Origin of the sequence: Pantoea sp. Sc1 (genome assembly GCF_000255315.1) — a bacterium.
Lineage (GTDB): Bacteria > Pseudomonadota > Gammaproteobacteria > Enterobacterales > Enterobacteriaceae > Pantoea > Pantoea anthophila.
In genome coordinates this window covers 1,412,291-1,430,244 of record NZ_AJFP01000001.1, presented here as the reverse complement: position 1 = coordinate 1,430,244, position 17,954 = coordinate 1,412,291, and the positions used below count along the sequence as shown (strand labels likewise).

Genomic DNA, 17,954 nt, shown 5'->3' with positions numbered 1-17,954 from the left:
GTTACCCGCAGGTAACAGGGCGTAATGAACAGGACGCGAATAACGCGTCAAATAAGATCAGAAGCATGATTGACGGCGTGTCGCCGTTTGCTGCGCCTACCCTAAGCTTTCATTCCGCTAATGAATAGTGGCGAAAATCTGGAAAGTGAAATTATCACGGGGCTGACGCAAAAAAGCGGGTGCTTTCGCACCCGCGCCTCATAACCGCCTGACAGACAACGTCGTGGCTACATCACATGGACCTGCAGGTTCTGCTGTACCAGCACATCCCCCAGGGTGTTATCACTGGTCAGCGCCGAGTTGTGGTAGATCTCAAAGACTCTGCCATCCACCGTCCGTTCGCCGGTCACTTCCCAGATACCGCCATTGCTGTTAGCCAGAGTCACCTGACTGCCGTCCGCGCCTTTGATCAGCAAATCGTCACTCTGTTTATCCGTCAGATTGAGTGCCTCATTGAGATCGAGTTTCACCGAGTTGGTGCCGGTTTTACCCAAATCGAGCACTTCAATGTGTTCGACTTTCAGGCCCAGCGCAGTGAGATCCAAAGTGAGGTTCTCACCGTTCAGCACCAGGGTATCGGTGCCTGCGCCGCCATCAATATGGGTAAAGCTGAGGTCACTGACCGTCACGGTATCCGCGCCGCTGCTGCCGGTAACCGAGGCCCCCTGCGCCGTGCTGCCATCCGCCAGCGTAATGACTACCCCGCCAATGGTGTAACCCGCCTCTTCGGCCGGGGCTGCAGCCACCGCGGTGTCACTGACCACGGCGCTCTGGCTGCTGCTGACCGGCGTCGCAACATCCGCGTCGGTCACCAGCGTAGAGGCCACGGCCACATGGGCGCTGCCGTCATCGCTGCTGGTGCTGCTGTTGTGCTGCGTCTCCGTGCTGGCCACCGTGGCGCTGTCATCCACCACCGAGAACAGGGCCACGGACTCGGTAGCGGCCAGGGTGACCGGCAGGACAGAACCCAGCAGCAGGGTGTTGGTGGTGGTATAGCTGTTACCCGCCACGTCGGTGATCGACACTTTTGCCAGCGTGTTGAGCGACAGCAGCAGGCCACCCACCGACAGCAGTGACGGTGAGAAGTTGACGGCATAACGCCCCAGTGCGTCGGTGGTGGTATTCAGCGTTGGGCCGTTGCTGCCGTTGGCGAGCAGCAGCGTCACGCTGACTCTTGATCCCTGCGCCGCATTGAGCGATCCGCCCTGCACCACCAGACCGGTGAGCAGCGAACCGACGAGGCTGAGCACCGGATCGACCCCCACGACCGGCTGATTATGCGACAGCGCGGTAAAGCTGCTGGTGCTGGTGGCGGTGTTACCGCCAATATCCGTCACCGTCACCGTCAGAGGACGGCTGCCATCAGGGATGCTTTTCAGCGTCGCTGACGGCACGCTGACGCTCCATGCGCCATTGGCACCAATGGTGGTCGTGAGAATGTTACCCGCCACGTTTACCGTCACCGTGCCGCCCGCCGCATTAGTGCTGGTGCCTCTGATGGTTTCCGCCGCACTGGCTTCCGCGATATTGAGGTAGCCATCGCCGCCAAAGAAGCTGCTTACGCTGACCGTTGGCGTGGTGTGGCTGACGACACCCAGCGACGCGGAGATGGTGCCGCTGCTGCCCGCGCCGTTGGTGACGCTGGCCGTCACGGTCTGCAGACCATCCGCGATGGCGGCGAGGCTGGCCGCCGGAACCGATAGGCTCCAGTTGCCGTTGCTGCTCACCGTGGTGCTGTAGGTCTGGCCGCCCAGCGTGACCCGCACCACCGATCCCTCGGCGTTACTCGCGGTGCCGCTGATGGTCTGTGCCGTTTTCACATCCGCCGCGCTGAGCGCGCCGTCGCCAAACAGCGAGGTAATCGCCACCACCGGCGTCGACTGGCTGATGACGTTCAGCGAGCCGCTGGCATTCGCCACGTTGCCGTAGGCATCCGTGCCGGTCACCGTCACGGTTTTGCTGCCGTCCGTCAGCGCAGCCAGATCCGCTTTCGGCACGCTGATGCTCCAGTTACCGCCGCTGGCCACCTTGGTGGTGTAGGTAATGCCATTCAGCGTGGCGCTGACGGTTGACCCCGCAGAGAGGCTGGAACTGCCGCTCAGCGTCTGGTTTGAGGCCAGATCGGCCGCGCTCAGCACGCCATCGCCGAATACCGTGTTAACCGAGAGGGTCGGCTGAACCAGTCCCAGCGAAACGCCTGCACTGGTGCTGCTGACGTTGCCGACCGGATCGGTGACCGAGGCGCTGACGGTGAAGTTACCGTTCAGCAGCGTCGAGAGCACGGCCGGTGAGACGGTGGTTGAGAAGGTGCCGTCGGCGTTGACCAGCGCGGTCGCGGTGGTGTTACCAATCGCCAGCCTGACGCTGCTGCCCGCGGCCACGCCGGAGACGGTGCCGCTGATAGTCTGCGTGACCAGCGACTCGGCCAGGTTGAGCACCCCGTCACCAAACAGCGGATTGAGCGTCACTTTCGGCACGTTGTGAATGCCGACCAGTGCCCCCGCCGTGGCGCTGTTAGTGTTACCGGCGCTGTCGGTGACGCTCACGCCCACCGTGAGATTGCCGTCCGCAATGCCCTGCAGCAGCGTCGGCGTCAGCGAGACGTTAAAATTACCGTTCGCATCGGTCGCCGTCACAAACTGCTGGGCGCCTACGGAGACCACCACGCGCGAGCCCGCTTCCGCGCCGCCCACCACGCCGCCGATCACCTGGGTGACCAGCGCATCCGCCACGTTCAGCAGACCGTCACCAAACAGCGGATTGACGGTGATGGTCGGCAGCAGCGTGTCGACGCGGATGCCGGCGCTGGTGCTGGCGGTGTTACCCGCCGCATCGGTCACCGATGCCCCTACCGTCAGATTCCCCTGCGCCAGGGTGCCCAGGATATCCGGTGTGACCGTGGCGCTGAAGGCTCCGCCCGCGCCGACGGTAGTCGTCAGCTGGCTGTTCCCCACCGAGAGTGTGACGACACTGCCCTGGGCGACGTTATTTACCACCCCGCTGATCACCTGCCCGGTCGCGATATCCGCCAGATTAAGCACCCCATCCCCGAACAGCGAAGTCAGCGAGATGGATGGCGTCTGGGTGAAGATGCCGACCGTAGCACTGCTGGAGGCGACGTTACCCGCCACATCCCGGACGCTGACGCCCAGCGTCAGGTTGCCATCCAGCAGCGAGGTGAGATCGCTGGCCGGCAGGTTAACGCTCCAGGCACCGCCCGCCTGCACGGTAGTGCTGTAACTTCTGCTGCCCAGGGTCACGGTGACCTGTGAACCCACCGCCGCATTGTCGATGACGCCACCCACCACCTGTCCGGCAGCGGCTTCCGCGATGTTCAGCAGGTTATCACCGCCAAACAGCCCGGTGAGCGCGCCGACGACCGGCACCGCATCGACAATCGCGGTGACGGTTTCACCCACGGTACGGGTGTTGCCTGCCGCATCCGTCAGCGTGACGTCAACGGCCAGCTGACCATCGTTTAACAGACCCAGCACCGACGGCGGCACCACGATAGCCCATTTACCATCCTGCCCCACGGCTGCCGAGAGCGTCGTACCGCCCAGCACCACGGAGACCGTCGCACCCACGCCCGCCGAGGTCGCCACCCCGGAGATGGTCTGCGCCACCGTGGTATCCAGCGCGCTGAGTGTGCCGTCGCCGAAGACCGAATCGACGACCAGCGTCAGCGCACTGTTGACCACTTTGTTGACCGTCAGCGTGGCATCCGTCTGGTTCCCGGCGGTGTCACTGACCCGCACGCCAAAGACCAGCGCGCCCTCAGTGAGGTTCGTCAGCACCTCCGGCGTCAGATCGATACTCCAGCGGCCGTCGGCTCCGACAATGGCGGTGGCAATCGGCGCGGCATCGCCCAGATAGAGGCCGATGGTCTGACCTTCTGCGCCCTGCGCACTGCCGGTGAGCACCTGCGTGGTCACCAGGTCCGTGGCATTGAGGACGTTATCGCCCGCCAGGGCATCCACCTGCAACACGGGCGCCCCGGTATCCACGGTGACCGTCTGTGTCGCCGTGGTCACGTTGCCCGCCACATCCGCCAGCTGCGCGGTGATCTGCAGCGAACTGCCACTGGTGAGCGCCTGCATATCGCTGGCGGGCACCGTAGCCGACCAGCTGCCATCCCCCTGCACCACCGCGTTGTAGGTTTTGTTGTTAAAGGTCACCAGCACGGTGCGACCGGCTTCGCTGACATCGGCGGTACCGCTGATGGTCTGACTGGTGGCACTTTCACTGCCGTTGACCTGATTGTCGCCTGCAAAGGCATCCAGGTTCAGCGTCGGTGGCGTCAGGTCAATCACGATGTTATTGCTGACGCTGACGGTATCCGTGCCGTTCGTCGCATTTACCGTGACGGTCGCGCTGCCATCTGTTTCGCCAAACGCGCTGACCGGCAGGGTCGCCGTTGACCAGTTGCCTGACGCATCCAGCGTGGTGGGGTAGCTCGTGCCATTGATCAGCACCGTCACCGTGCCCCCTGTGCCGAGATTGGCCGAGGTGCCACTCACCACCACCCCCCCCGCGACATCCTGGGTGCTGATGATGTTATCGCCCGACACTGTGCCCAGTGTCACCAGCGGGCCTGGCGGTGGGGTCAGATCGACCGTCAGCGGAACGGAGCCGGTGGCGAGGTTGCCTGCCAGATCGGTCACCGACAAGGCCAGCGTGGTGGAAGGCCCGAAGGTGGCCATCTGCTCTGGCGTCAGCGTCAGACTCCAGTTGCCGTTGGCCGCCACTATCGCCGTGCCAAGCGGGGTATCATTCAGCGAGACGGTGACCACTGCGCCCGTCCCTGCTCCCGTTGCGGTGCCAGTGAGCGTCTGCGGCTGAATGCTCTCCGCGTAGTTCAGCACGTTGTCGCCGGTGAACGCCGAGGCAGTGAGCACGGGTGGGGTTTTGTCCAGCACAAAGGCGCTGTTAAGCGTCGTGCTGTTACCCGCCGCGTCCGTGGCCGTGATGAGGACCGGATAGGTGCCATCTGCCAGCGCGGAAAGCTGCGCCGTCGTCAGCGGCACCGACCAGTTGCCGTTCTCATCCGCAGTCGCGGTATAGACTGTGCCTGCCAGCGTGAGCTGCACCGTCTCATTGACACCCGTGGTGCCGCCCAGGGTAATGCCGCCTGCCACATCAGCCGCATTAACATAGCCCCCGAAGTAGTCCGGATTGAGCACAGGCTGAGGTGCGCTGAGATCGGCGGTGAACGGCAGCTGCGCCGAGGCGCTGTTGCCCGCCGCATCCACCACGTTCACCGTCAGCGTCTGCGCGCCATCATCCAGGGCACTCAGCGCGTTAGCAGGGATCGTGACGCGCCAGTTCCCGTTACTGTCAACGACACCCGAATAACGGCTGCCATTGAAATCAACGGTAATGCTGGCCGCCTGGTTTGCCCCGACGCTGCCGGTGGTGCCGGTCAGGGTCACGCCAGCCGCCGCTTCACTGATGTTAAGCAGGCCGTCGCCGCCAAAGGCATCCGGGCTGAAGGTCGGCACCGGCACCGCCACTTCCGTTACCACACTCAGCGCCGTCGTGTCGCTGTTACCGGCGACATCGGTGGCGGTCACGGTGACGGTGTGCGCCCCGCTGGTGAAGGTGCTTAACTGCGCAGGCGACAGCGCCAGAGACCAGCTGCCATCGTCCTGCACCGTGGCCGTCAGCGGCGCATCGCCGTTAAAGCCTGAAATCAGTACCGAGACCGTCTGCCCGGCACCGGTAATGCCGGTGGTGCCACTGAGCGTCTGTTCACTGAGCGCTTCTTCAGCATTCAGCGCACCATCCCCGAACGGCAGGTTCAGCGTGACGTCCGGCAGCGCGTTAACGGCGACCAGCAGGCTGCCGCTGGTGCTGGCAATGTTGCCGACCTCATCGGTGACGGTCACCGTCACCGGCCAGCTGCCATCCGGCAGAGACTGCAACAGCGCCGGTGACAGCGCCAGCGACCAGCGCGTCCCATCCTCGCTGAGCTGGGCGGCGTAGACGGAGCCATTCACATTTACCGTCACCGACGCCGCGTTATCAATGCTGACCGCGCCGCTCAGTGAACCCCCTGCGGCCGCCTCATCCGCATTGAGCCTTCCATCGGTAAAGGGCGTGTCCAGCGTGGGCGCCGCAATCGGCGTAATCGCTGAGACAAATGTCTGGGTCGTGACGCTGGTATTGCCTGCCCGATCGGTGGTGGTGAGAGTCAGCGTCTGTTCACCCGCCCCCAGGCTGGCGATCACCTCTGGCGTCAGGCTGGCTGTCCAGTTGCCACTGGCATCCACCGTTACGGACAGCGGGATGTTCTGATCGCTCACCGTCACGCTCAGGGTCTGGCCCGGGAGAGGGTCCGATGTCCCGGTGACAAGCTGAACGACACCCGCTTCACTGATGTTAATGATGTTGTCGCCGAACAACGTGCTGTCAAAGGTGGCGTTATCCGGCGCAGCCTGCAGGATCTCAACCCCGGCGGTCACCTGGGCCGGATTGCCTGCTGCATCGGTGGCAGTCACCACCACGTCGGTCACGCCATCGTCCAGCCCTGACAGCGCGCCCGCGGCCAGATTCAGCGTCCAGTTGCCGCTGGCATTGGTCGTGGTGCTGAAGTCCAGCCCGCCAATGGTGATGCTAATCAGGCTGCCCTCCGGCAGATTGGTGCTGTCGCCGCTCAGCGTGAGCGCGCCCGCAGCGTCCGCAGCACTGACCAGCGCATCGCCAAACGGCGTATCCAGCGTCAGCGCAGGCAGCGTATTAAACGCCACGTCCAGCGAGGTGGTGGTATCCGTGGTGGTATTGCCCGCCGCGTCGGTGACGGAAACCGCGATCGCGTTAGCACCATCTGCAAGCTGCTGCAGATCGGCTGACGGGATGGTGACGGACCAGTTACCGTCGGCATCGGCCGTGGTGCTGTAGCTGACATTATTCAGCGTCACCGTCACCGGCAGGGCCCCCGTGGTGGAACCGCTGACGCTGATATCCTCCAGCGACTCTGCAAAGTTCAGGGTGTCACCCGTACTGACGGTGATCGCCGTCAGTGCTGGCGGTGTGGTGCTGAACGTCACCGTCTGGCTGGCGGTGGCCGGATTCCCGGCAATGTCGCTGGCGGTCACGGTAAGGGTCTCCGTGCTGCCCGCCGTCACGCCGGCAAAGGCGGTGGAGGGAAGAGTCACCGTCCAGTTGCCGTCAGCGTCCAGCGTCGTCACATAGTCCGTGCCGTTAAACGACACGGTCACCGGGGTGCCCGCTGCAAGCTGGGTGCTGCTACCGCTGACCACCACATCCGCGGCGGCCTCGCTGGCATTGATCACATCATCCCCTGCCACCACGTCCAGGGTCAGCGTCGGCTGCGCCTGGGCGCTGGCCAGCACCACCAGTGAGGCGCTGCTGCTGGCCGGGTTGCCGGAGGCATCCGCAGAGACCACCACCAGCAGCTGATCGCCATCCGGCAGCGCGCCCAGATCGGCGGCCGGCACGGTCACCGTCCAGCTGCCATCCTGTGTCACCGTGCCGCTGTACTGAACGTTGTTCAGCGTCACTGTGACCAGCTGGCCCTCGGCCAGATTGGTGCTGCTGCCGCTGATGCTCAGATCCTGCAGCGACTCAGCCTGATTCAGGAAATTGTCGCCGCTGATCGGCCCGATCGTCAGGGTCGGCAGGCCGGCACTGTCTGCATCACGCGTCAGGGTGGCGGTCGCGCTGCTGCTGTTGCCTGCCGCGTCCGTCAGCGTCACGCTGACCGGGTAGCCGCCATCGGTCAGCCCCTGCATCACACTGGCCGGCAGCGTCACCTGCCAGCTGCCATCAGAGAGCACCAGAGTGGTGTAATTACTGTTCTGGAAAGTGACGGTGACCGTCTGTCCGGCATCCTCCGCTGACGCGCTGCCGCTGATGGTAACGGCTTCCAGCACTTCCAGAGCGTTAACAATATTATCGCCACTGATCGGGTCCAGGCTAAGCGCAGGCGGCGTCCGATCCACCGTGACCGCACTGGTCAGCGAACCGCTGTTTCCGGCCCCATCGCTGGCATTCACCACCAGGGTATTCACCCCTTCATCCAGCGTCTGCACCGCCTCCGGCGTCAGGGTCAGCGTCCAGTTGCCCTGTGCATCCACCGTGGCGGGATAGTCTTCGCCACCCAGGGAGACGGTGACCGTCTGCCCCTCACCGGTGACGCCGGTGCTGCCACTCAGGGTCTGACTGACCCCGGTCTCACTCTGGTTCAGATAACCGTTGCCGAACGGGGTATCAATCGTCACCGACAGCGCGCCGGTCGCCAGCGTAATGTCGCGGGTTTCCGTCACCGGATTACCCGCCGCATCACTGACTGTTACCGTCAGGGTATAGGCCCCGGCCGGGATACCGGCCAGCGCACCGGCTGGCAGCGTCAGGCTCCAGTCGCCATCCTGAGTCACGGTGGTGGTATAGCGCTGGTTGTTGAGGGTGATGGAGACCGTCTGTCCGGCTTCGGCGCTGGTCGTCCCGCTGAGCACGATCGGTCCGGTGCTCTCTGCGATATTCACAATGTCATCATCCGCGACGGCCGCCAGCGTCAGCGTCGGTGGCGTCAGATCCACCGTGACGCTGCCCTGGGTGCTGCCTGTGTTACCAGCGGCATCCTGCACCGTGACGGTGTAGCTGAGGGTCTCTTCCGGCAGGTCAGCCAGCGCCGTCGCGGGAACGGTCACCAGCCAGTTGCCATTGCCGTCGACGGTGCCGGTGTAGGTCACGCCATTCAGCAGCACGCTGACGCTCTGTCCGTCGCCCGTTACGCCGGTGGTGCCGCTCAGGCTCTGTGCCGCGGTAACGTCGCCGCTGTTGAGCGCGCCATCACCAAACGCCGAGACGATGAGCGGTTCCGGCAGGCCGGTCGCCAGTACGCTGAGCGTGGCTTCGCTGCTGAGAGTTGCTCCGCCGCTGTCGGTCGCGGTGACCGTCAGCGTGTAAGGTCCATCGGCGAGCGCCGTCAGTGCCTCCGCCGGAACGATAACGCTCCAGCGCCCGCTGGCCGAAACCTGGGCGGTGTAAGCGGTGTCGTTGAACAGCAGCGTGACGGTACTGCCCGCCGGCACGTTTACCGCAGTGCCGGTGACAATCAGCGGCTGACTCAGCTCCTGCGCATTGAGGTAGTTATCTTCGCTGATGGCATCCAGCGCCAGACCAGACGCGTTGCTGTTGACGTCGAAAGCGAGGTTGCTGGTGGTGGTGTTACCCGCCACGTCGCTGACCGCAACGGTAAATGTGGCGCTGCCATCGGCAAGCGCAGCCAGCGCGCCGGCTGGCACAATCAGACTCCAGGCCCCGCTGGCCTGGACGGCGGCGCTGTAGACCGTTCCGTCAAGCGTGACGGTCACCAGCTGGCCCGCCTCAACATTGGTTGTCGTACCGCTCAGCCGCTGGTCGGTGAGGCGTTCCGCGCCATCGACCACATTGTTGCCGGCAAAGGCATCCAGGGTCAGCGTCGGCAGCGTGCCCGCCTCCACTTTCAGCGCCAGATCGCGGCTGGTGGTGGTGGCGTTGCCGGCCGCATCGCTGGCGGTAACCGTCAGTGGATAGCTGCCGTTAACCAGCCCGCTGTAGACGGTGGCGGGCAGCGTCAGCGACCAGTTGCCGCTGGCGTCAGCGGTGGTGCTCAGGCTGGTGCCGTTGAAGCTGGCGACAATCAGGGCATTGGCTTCGCTGCTGCCGTTCAGCGTCAGCGGCTGCTGACTTTCAGCGGCGTTGATGATGCCGTCGGACGGCGTGACAACGGTCAGCACCGGCGGCAGCGTATCGACCCGCAGCGTGCCTGTCGCCTGGCTGCTGTTGCCCGCCACATCACTGACCACGACGTTGTATGCCGTGTCGCCCTGCGGCAGCGCAGTGAGTGCGCCAGCCGGAACCGTGACCTGCCAGTTACCCGCAGCATCGACCGTGCCGCTGTAGCTGACGCCATCCAGCGTAATGGTGACCGTCTGACCGTCACCCGTTACGCCGGTGTTACCGGTGATAGCTCCCCCGGTTGCGGCTTCCCCGCTATTCACAATGCCATCATCAAAGGCCACGCCCGGCGTCGCGACCGGCAGCGCGCTGGCCACGACCGTCAGGGTGGTGTCAGTGGTCGCCAGCGGCTGGCCGTTTGCATCGCTGACGGTGGCGGTCAGGGTTTGCGGCCCATCAGCCACGCCGCTGAAGGTGCCTGCCGGTAATGTCAGGCTCCAGCTGCCATCAGCGTTAAGCGTGGTGGTGAACGGCGTCCCGTTGGCGTCAACGGTGACCAGGCTTCCCGCAGGCAGACCGCTGCTGCTGCCGCTGACGACGACGGGGCCGTTCAGCTCGCCTGCATTCAGATAGTTATCGTCGCTGACGGGTGCCAGCGCAATCGCGGGCAGTGTGTTGTCCACACTGAAGTTAAGCGGCGCGCTGGCGCTGTTACCGACGGCGTTGTTCACGCTGACAATCAGCGTCTGACTACCCTCGCCCAGATCCGCCAGCGCGCCCGCTGGCAGAATGATGCTCCAGTTGCCACTCGCCTCAACCACCCCGCTGTAATCGGTGCCGTTCAGTGAAACCGTGACCTGCTGACCCGGCTCAACGTTGAGGCTGCTGCCGCGCAGGGTAATCGGCTGTAACTGCTCCGCGGCGTTGACGATACCGTCACCGGCAAAGGTGCTGCTGTCGACGCTCAGTTGCGGCTGCACCGCTGGCGAGGTGGCCACATTGAGATCCACCACCTGGCTGCTCTGATTTCCGCTGGCGTCCGTTTCGGTCACCGTGACGGGATTCGGGCCGGACGGCAGCGCTGCCAGATCGCCAGACGCGATCTCCAGCGTCCACTGACCGTTCACCGCGACGGTGGTGCTGTAAGTCTGACCATTAAGCTGAACCGTCACGAGGTCGCCGTTCTGTCCGCTGCCGCTGACCACCAGCGGCTCTGCCAGTTCGCCGACGCTCAGCGCGTTATCCTCGCTGATCGGCGCAACCACCAGCGGAGGCGGCGTCGTGTCGACGGTCAGCGAACTGTTCTGGCTGCTGCTGTTACCGGCTGCATCGGTCACCGTCACCACAACCGGATAGCTGCTGCCGCTGGCCAGACCGGCCAGTGCCGCAGGCGGCACGGCCAGAGTCCAGAGACCGTCTGCGCCGACGGTGCCGGTGTAGGTCACGCCATTCAGGGTCAGGCTCACCTGGTCGCCCTCACTGCCTGCACCACTGAAACTGAACCCGGCCGCCTGTTCAGCAAGGTTCAGCACACCATCACCCGCTGGCGGATTGATGCTGAAGTCCGGCACGCTGGTGTCGACGGTAACCGGCACCGGCGTGGTGGCGACGTTGCCGCCCACGGTAGTTACGGTGACGCTGAGATCGTAACGGCCATCGGCCAGCTGACTCAGATCGTCGGAGGGCAGCGTTGCACTCCAGCTGCCATCGGCGGCCACGACGGCGTTATAGGTTTCGCCGCCCAGCAGAAGGCTGACGCTGCTGCCCGGCGCAGCGGTACCGCTGACGATCAGGTCGGCGGCGGCTTCCGCCGCGTTAATGACGCCATCGGTGGCAATCGGGTTCACGGTCAGCGCCGGTGTGCCGGTATCCACCGTCAGCGGTTCACTGATGCTGGTGCTGTTACCCGCGCTATCGCTCACCGTTACGGTAATCGGGTTGCTGCCCTGAGCAAGGGCCTGCAGCGCTTCCGGCGGCAGCGTGACGCTCCAGGTGTTATCCGCCGCGACCGTTGCCGGATAGCTGACGCCGCCCAGAGTGACGCTGACGGCCTGGCCTTCCGTGACGGAACCGGTCAGGGTCTGCGGCGCGGTGACCTCGTTATTGCTGAGGATGCCGTCAGTGAAGGGGGTATCAATCTGCGGGGCTGCCAGCGGTGTGGTTGCCACCAGCAGCGTCTGGCTGCTCTGCACGTCGCCGGAAGTAACGGTCACCGTGGTGTCACCCTGCGACAGGTTCGCCAGATCGGCGGCGGGCACGGTAACCGTCCAGTTACCGTCCGGATCGATGGTGGTGCTGTAAACGGTCCCGCCCGGCACCAGCGTCACGCTGACCGGGCTGCCTTCAGGCAGACTGGCGGAACTGCCGCTGAGGATCAGATCGCTCTGCGCTTCCAGTGCATTCAGCGCGTTATCTTCACTTATCGGTGCAATCGACAGCAGCGGCGTGTCGCTGGTGACCACGGTGATCAGCCCCTGCGCGGGCTGCGCCGGGTTGCCAGCCACATCGGTGATCGCCACGGTAAAGGGCTTGTCGCCCGCGCCTCCCAGCGATCCGGCAGGCAGCGTCACGCTCCAGCTTCCGTTTGCCTGTACCACGCCCTCATAAGACTGGTTGTTGATGGTTACCACGACCGGCTGGCCTGCCGGTACGCCGGTCACACTGCCGGTAATGAGTGTATCAACACGCTGTTCCGCGCTGTCGATCTGGTTGTCGCCGGTCACAGGATCCAGGGTCAGCACCGGCGATGCGGCCGCCAGTACCGTCACGCTGGAGGCGACGCTGCTGCTGTTGCCATACGCGTCGCTGAGCACCACATCCACCGGATAGCGGGCATCGCCCAGCTGGCTGACGACCGCCGCAGGCACCGTAACCTGCCACGCGCCGCTGGTATCCACGGTGGCAGTGTAGGTTTCGCCATTGAAACTCACCGAAACCGTGTCGCCCTGCACGCCTCCGCGTCCGTCAATCGTCAGATCCTGGCTATGTTCCGCAATATTGATGTAACCATCACTGCCCGGTGTGGAGACGGTCAGCTGCGGCGGCGTGGTCGCAAAGATCGGGGCACTGTTGATCAGCGTGGTATTCCCGTCACCATCCGTTGCCACCACTGCCAGCGGCTGTGTTCCGTCAGGAACAGCGGCCAGGTCGGATGCCGGAATGGTGACGCTCCAGCGGCCCCCCTCCGCCACGACGACGGTGTAGGTCTGGTTATTCAGCGTCACGCTGATCGTATCGCCCGCGTCGCCGCTTCCGCTGACGATCAGCGGCTGCTGTGCATCAATGACGTTGATGACGCCATCGTCGCTGATCGCATCCAGCGTCAGCGCAGGCACTGCGGTGGCAACCCGCAGTGACGTGTTCTCGACGCTGCTGTTGCCCGCCGGATCGGTCACGGTGACCGTCACCGGGTAGGTCTGACTGGTCAGCGTGCCCAGATCGGCCACCGGCACCTGCGCACTCCAGTTGCCATTGTCGTCAACCAGCGCGCTGTAGGTTTTGTCGTTTAACTCAACCGTAATCCGATCGCCTGGCGTGCCGGTTCCGCTGATCAGCAGCGGCTGGGTCAGTTCATTACTGGTCAGCACACCGTCACCGCCCGGCGCGTTAACTGACACGTCCGGCGACAGGGTGCTGACGGCCAGCGTCTGCGACTGGCTGACCGTATTGCCGCTGGCATCCGTCAGGGTGACCACCAGCGTATAGCTGCTGCCCTCAGCCAGCGTCTGCAGATCCTCCGCGGGCAGATCCACCGTCCAGTTGCCCTGTGCATCTGCCGTGGCGCTGTAGATCAGGTTATTCAGCGTGACCGAGACGACGTCGCCCGGCGCGGCACCTGAACCGCTGACCGGCACGCCCGCCGCCACTTCAGCGCCGTTAAGAATGCCATCTCCGCCTGCCACCGCCGCCACAATCAGATTCGGTGGCAGGGTATCGACGCTGAAGTCCAGCGTCTGGTCGACACGGTTACCCGCCTCATCAATCGCGGTCAGTGTCAGCGTGTTAGCGCCCTGCGGCAGTAAGGCGAGAACGGCGGCGGGCAGCGTCAGGCTCCAGCTGCCGTCCTCATTCACCGTGGTGCTGTAGGTTTTCCCGTTGAGTTCCAGGGTGACCTGCTGGCCCGGCACGGCTTTACCGGTGTTTCCGCCGATCGTCAGGTCGCTGCCCGCTTCCGCCTGATTCAGAATGCCATCGCTGATCGCACTCTCATCCAGGGTGATTTGCGGCAGCGTGTTCACCACCACATTGAGCTGGGCGGCGTCGGTCAGCAGCGCTCCACTGGCATCGGTGGCCGTTGCGGAGATGAGTTTTGTCCCGTCGGTGATGCCGGTGAGGTCGCTGGCCGGAACGGTGACGCTCCAGAAGCCGTTGCTGTTTACCACCGCGCTGTAGGTGTTGTCGTTGAAGGCCACCAGCACCGTCTGGCCGGGGTTAACGCCCAGTGCCGAGCCGCTGATGATCAGATCGCTGTCGGCCTCCTGCTGGTTCAGGAAACCGTCGAGACTGAGGGGCTCAGCGATGGTGAGCACGCCCGGTTCGCCTGCGGCAGGCGCGACGTTGATATCCCGGCTGCCGCTGGCTGAAACGCCCGCCGCCGTGGTCACGCTGGCGACCAGGGTTGTGGTGCCCGCCGCCAGTGCGCTCAGCGCAGCGGACGGGATCGGCAGACTCCAGCTGCCATCCGCCTGAACGGTGGTGCTGTAGGTCTGCCCGTCCAGCGTGAGGGTGACCGTCTGGCCCGCCTCTACGTTGCTGGTGCTGCCTGACAGCGTCTGGTCCAGCGCTTTTTCGCTGTTGTCGAGCAGGTCGTCGCCGGCAAAAATAGCGATCGTCAGCGTTGGTACGCCCGGCTCCGGTGAGGCTTCGACCACAATGACCCGATCTTCACTGGCGACCACACCCGCCTGGGTGGTTACGCTGGCGCTGAAGGTCGCGTTGCCCGCCGCCAGGGCGGCCAGGGCGCTGGAGGGGATGGTCAGGCTCCAGCTGCCATCGGCCCCGACGGTGGCGCTGTAACTCTGGTCGCCCAGCGTCACCGTCACCACCTGACCCGCCTCAACATTGCTGGTGCTGCCGCTCAGCAGCTGGTCGCTGGCTTTCTCGTCGTTGCTCAGCACATCATCACCGGCGAACTGATTGAGGGTGATGACCGGCTGGCCCGGTTCGGTCACCGGGGCTTCAACGACGATGCCCAGCGTGTCGCTGACAGAGGTACCGGCTGCATTGCTGACCGTCACCACCAGTGAGGCCGGGCCTGCTGCCAGGGCGCCCAGCGCATCGGCCGGAATCGCAATATTCCAGCTGCCGTCAGCGCTGACCGTTCCGCTGTAACTCTGTCCACCCAGCGTAACCGTCACAATCTGGCCCGCCTCGACGTTGGTGGTGCTGCCGGAGATGGCCTGCGCCTCCAGCTTCTCCTCGTTGCTTAACACGTTGTCTTCAGCAAAGGCATTCAGGGTCAGCGTCGGGTTGCCTGGTGCGGTGCCCGAGGACTCCACCAGGAAGTCACGCGTTTCGCTGACCGGGTTTCCCGCCTGATCCGTTACCGTGGCGCTCAGGGTGGCGCTGCCTGCCGCCAGCGCCGCCAGTGAACTGGCCGGCACCGTGAGGCTCCAGCTGCCATCCGCGCCGACCGTGGCGGTAAAGGTTTCCCCGTTCAGGGTGACGGTAACCTGCTGGCCCTCTGCGATATTGGTGGTGCTACCGGTCAGCAGCTGATCGCTGGCTTTTTCGCTGTTGCTGAGGATGTCATCCCCGGCAAAGGCGTCAAGGGTCAGCGTGGCGGCCCCCGGCTGCGTCGCCGGGGCGTCTACCGTGATCGGCTGCGTTGCGGTCACGCTATCGCCCGCCGCATTACTGACGGCAACCGTCAGCGTGGTCGTGCCTGCTGCCAGCGCGGAGAGCGCCGTGGCGGGCACCGTGACGCTCCAGCTGCCATCCGCCTGCACGGTGGTGCTGTAGGTCTGGCCGCCCAGTGTGACCGTGACCACCTGCCCGGCTTCGATATTGGTGGTGGTGCCACTGACCGCCTGATCGACCGTCTTCTCGTCGTTGCTCAGCAGGTTATCGCCGGCAAAATCATTCAGGATCAGCCCCGGCACGCCAGGTTCAGTAGCGGGCGCTTCCACCGCAATATCGCGGGTTTCACTGCCGGTTACCCCCGCGAGGTTGCTGACCGTAACGCTGATGGCATTGCTGCCCGCAGGCAGGCTGCTCAGGCCAGCGGCCGGGATAATCACACTCCAGTTTCCGCTGCCATCCACGGTGCCGAGGTAAGTCTGTCCCCCCAGGGTAACGGTTACCGTCTGCCCCGCTTCGACATTGGTGGTGCTGCCTGAGAGAGTCTGCGCCGTGCCTTTTTCGTCGTTGCTCAGGATGTCATCCCCGGCGAACTGATCGATGGTCAGGGTAACGCCGCCCGGCTGTGTCACCGGGGCCTCTACCGTAATCGGCAGGCTACTGGTCACGGTGTTACCGGCTGCATCGCTGACTGACACCGTCAGCGTGGTTTCACCAGCCGCCAGGGCGCTCAGGGCCGCCTGGGGCAGCGTGACACTCCAGTTGCCCTGCGCATCCACGCTGCCGCTGTAGCTCTGACCGCCCAGCGTGACGGTAACAATCTGTCCGGCTTCAATATTGCTGGTGCTGCCGGTCACGGTCTGATCGCTGGTTTTTTCTGCGTTAGTCAGCTGATTGTCGCCGGTAAAATCATCCAGCGTGAGGGCGGGCGCGCCCGGGACGGCGGGCGTATCGACGCTGATCGCGCGGTTTTCGCTGGCTTCAATGCCCGCCTGGGTGGTGACTACTGCGGAGATCGTGACCGTTCCGGCGGCCAGGGCATTCAGCGCGGCAGACGGCAGCGTAATGCTCCAGTTGCCCTGGGCATCGACCACAGCGCTGTAGGTCTGGTCGCCCAGCGTCAGCGTGACAACCTGTCCCGCTTCCACATTGGTGGTAGAGCCGCTCAGCGTCTGGGCGCTGTTTTTCTCCGGATTACTGAGAATGTCATCGCCGGCAAACTGATCGATGGTAATGACCGGCGTCCCCGGCTGGGTCAGAGGGGCTGCAACACTGACGCTCAGGCTGCCGCTGGCGGAGGCACCCGCCTGATTCGCGACCGTGGCCGTCACCGTGGTGGTGCCTGATGCCAGCGCTGCGAGCGCATCAGCAGGCACGGTCACGCTCCAGCTGCCATCACCGGCAACGGTGCCGCTGTAGGTCTGACCGCCGAGCGTGACGGTAACAATCTGTCCGGCTTCGACATTGCTGGTGCTGCCGGATAAGGTCTGCGGCGTGGTTTTTTCCGTGTTATCCAGCACGTTATCGCCGGCGAAAGGATTCAGGCTGATGCCGGGCGTCGCAGGGGTGCCCGGATCGGCAGCAGCCACGGTAATGGGCAGCGACCCGCTGGCGGCGGTGCCTGCTGCGTTTGTCACGCTGACCGCGATCGTGGCAGAGCCGGCGGCCAGGGCCGCCAGCGCGGCAGCAGGCACGGTCACGCTCCAGCTGCCGTCAGCGCCCACCGTCGTGTTGTAGGTCTGGCCGCCCAGGGTCACCGTGACAACCTGTCCCGCTTCGACATTGCTGGTGGAACCGCTCAGCAGCTGATCGGTGGTTTTTTCGGCATTATCCAGCACATTATCGCCGGCAAAGGTGTTGAGCGTGATGGCGGGGCTGCCTGGCGTACCTGGCGTGCCGGGGTCAGTGCCAGGGTCGGTACCGGGATCGCTGCCGCCGTCATTTCCGCCGCCACCGCCTCCGCCGCCACCCCCCAGACCCACGGCCAGCCCGGCTAAGCCAAGTACGCCGAGACCGCCCGCGGTGATCACACCCATCGAGGCGTTGGTGTTATCGGCCAGCAGCAGTGGCTCGACGCTCTCCAGTGATTCGTAGGTTGGTGTGACGGAACCGGAGGCCAGTTCAGTGCCTTCTGCGGTCTGCGGGAACAGGGCATGTTCCGGTGGATTGACCCCATCATCGAACACCAGCTCACTGTGATTACCCTCGGCATCATCAACAAAAAATTTCTGATAGCGGACGGTGCTGCCGTCACGCATGTGCAGGACCAGGTCATTTCCCTGGCGCTCATATTGCGTGACCAGTTCGCGGGTGCCATTGATGCGCACGACGCTGGGCTCGGTGAGGTTAATGGATTGTGATGAACCGGGAGTGGCCTGCGAGATGAGCGTGCCGTTTTCGCGCGAGATGATGTCTACACGGCCTTGCGTGAGTTCTGCCATTTGTAACCTCTACTCCACCAGATTAGCTAA

The 17,954-nt window shown here is 64.3% G+C and carries 1 protein-coding gene; it reads right to left on the bottom strand.

Annotated features, from left to right (window positions below):
• Positions 1-227: 227 nt before the first annotated feature.
• Positions 228-17,924, bottom strand: a complete 17,697-nt coding sequence (locus S7A_RS06655; protein WP_009089074.1) for an Ig-like domain-containing protein — start codon at positions 17,922-17,924, stop codon at positions 228-230.
• Positions 17,925-17,954 lie beyond the last annotated feature (30 nt).

What these genes read in the sequence shown, in the direction of transcription:
- S7A_RS06655 (WP_009089074.1), bottom strand. Translation starts at nt 17,924, where the DNA reads ATGGCAGAACTCACGCAAGGCCGTGTAGACATCATCTCGCGCGAAAAC.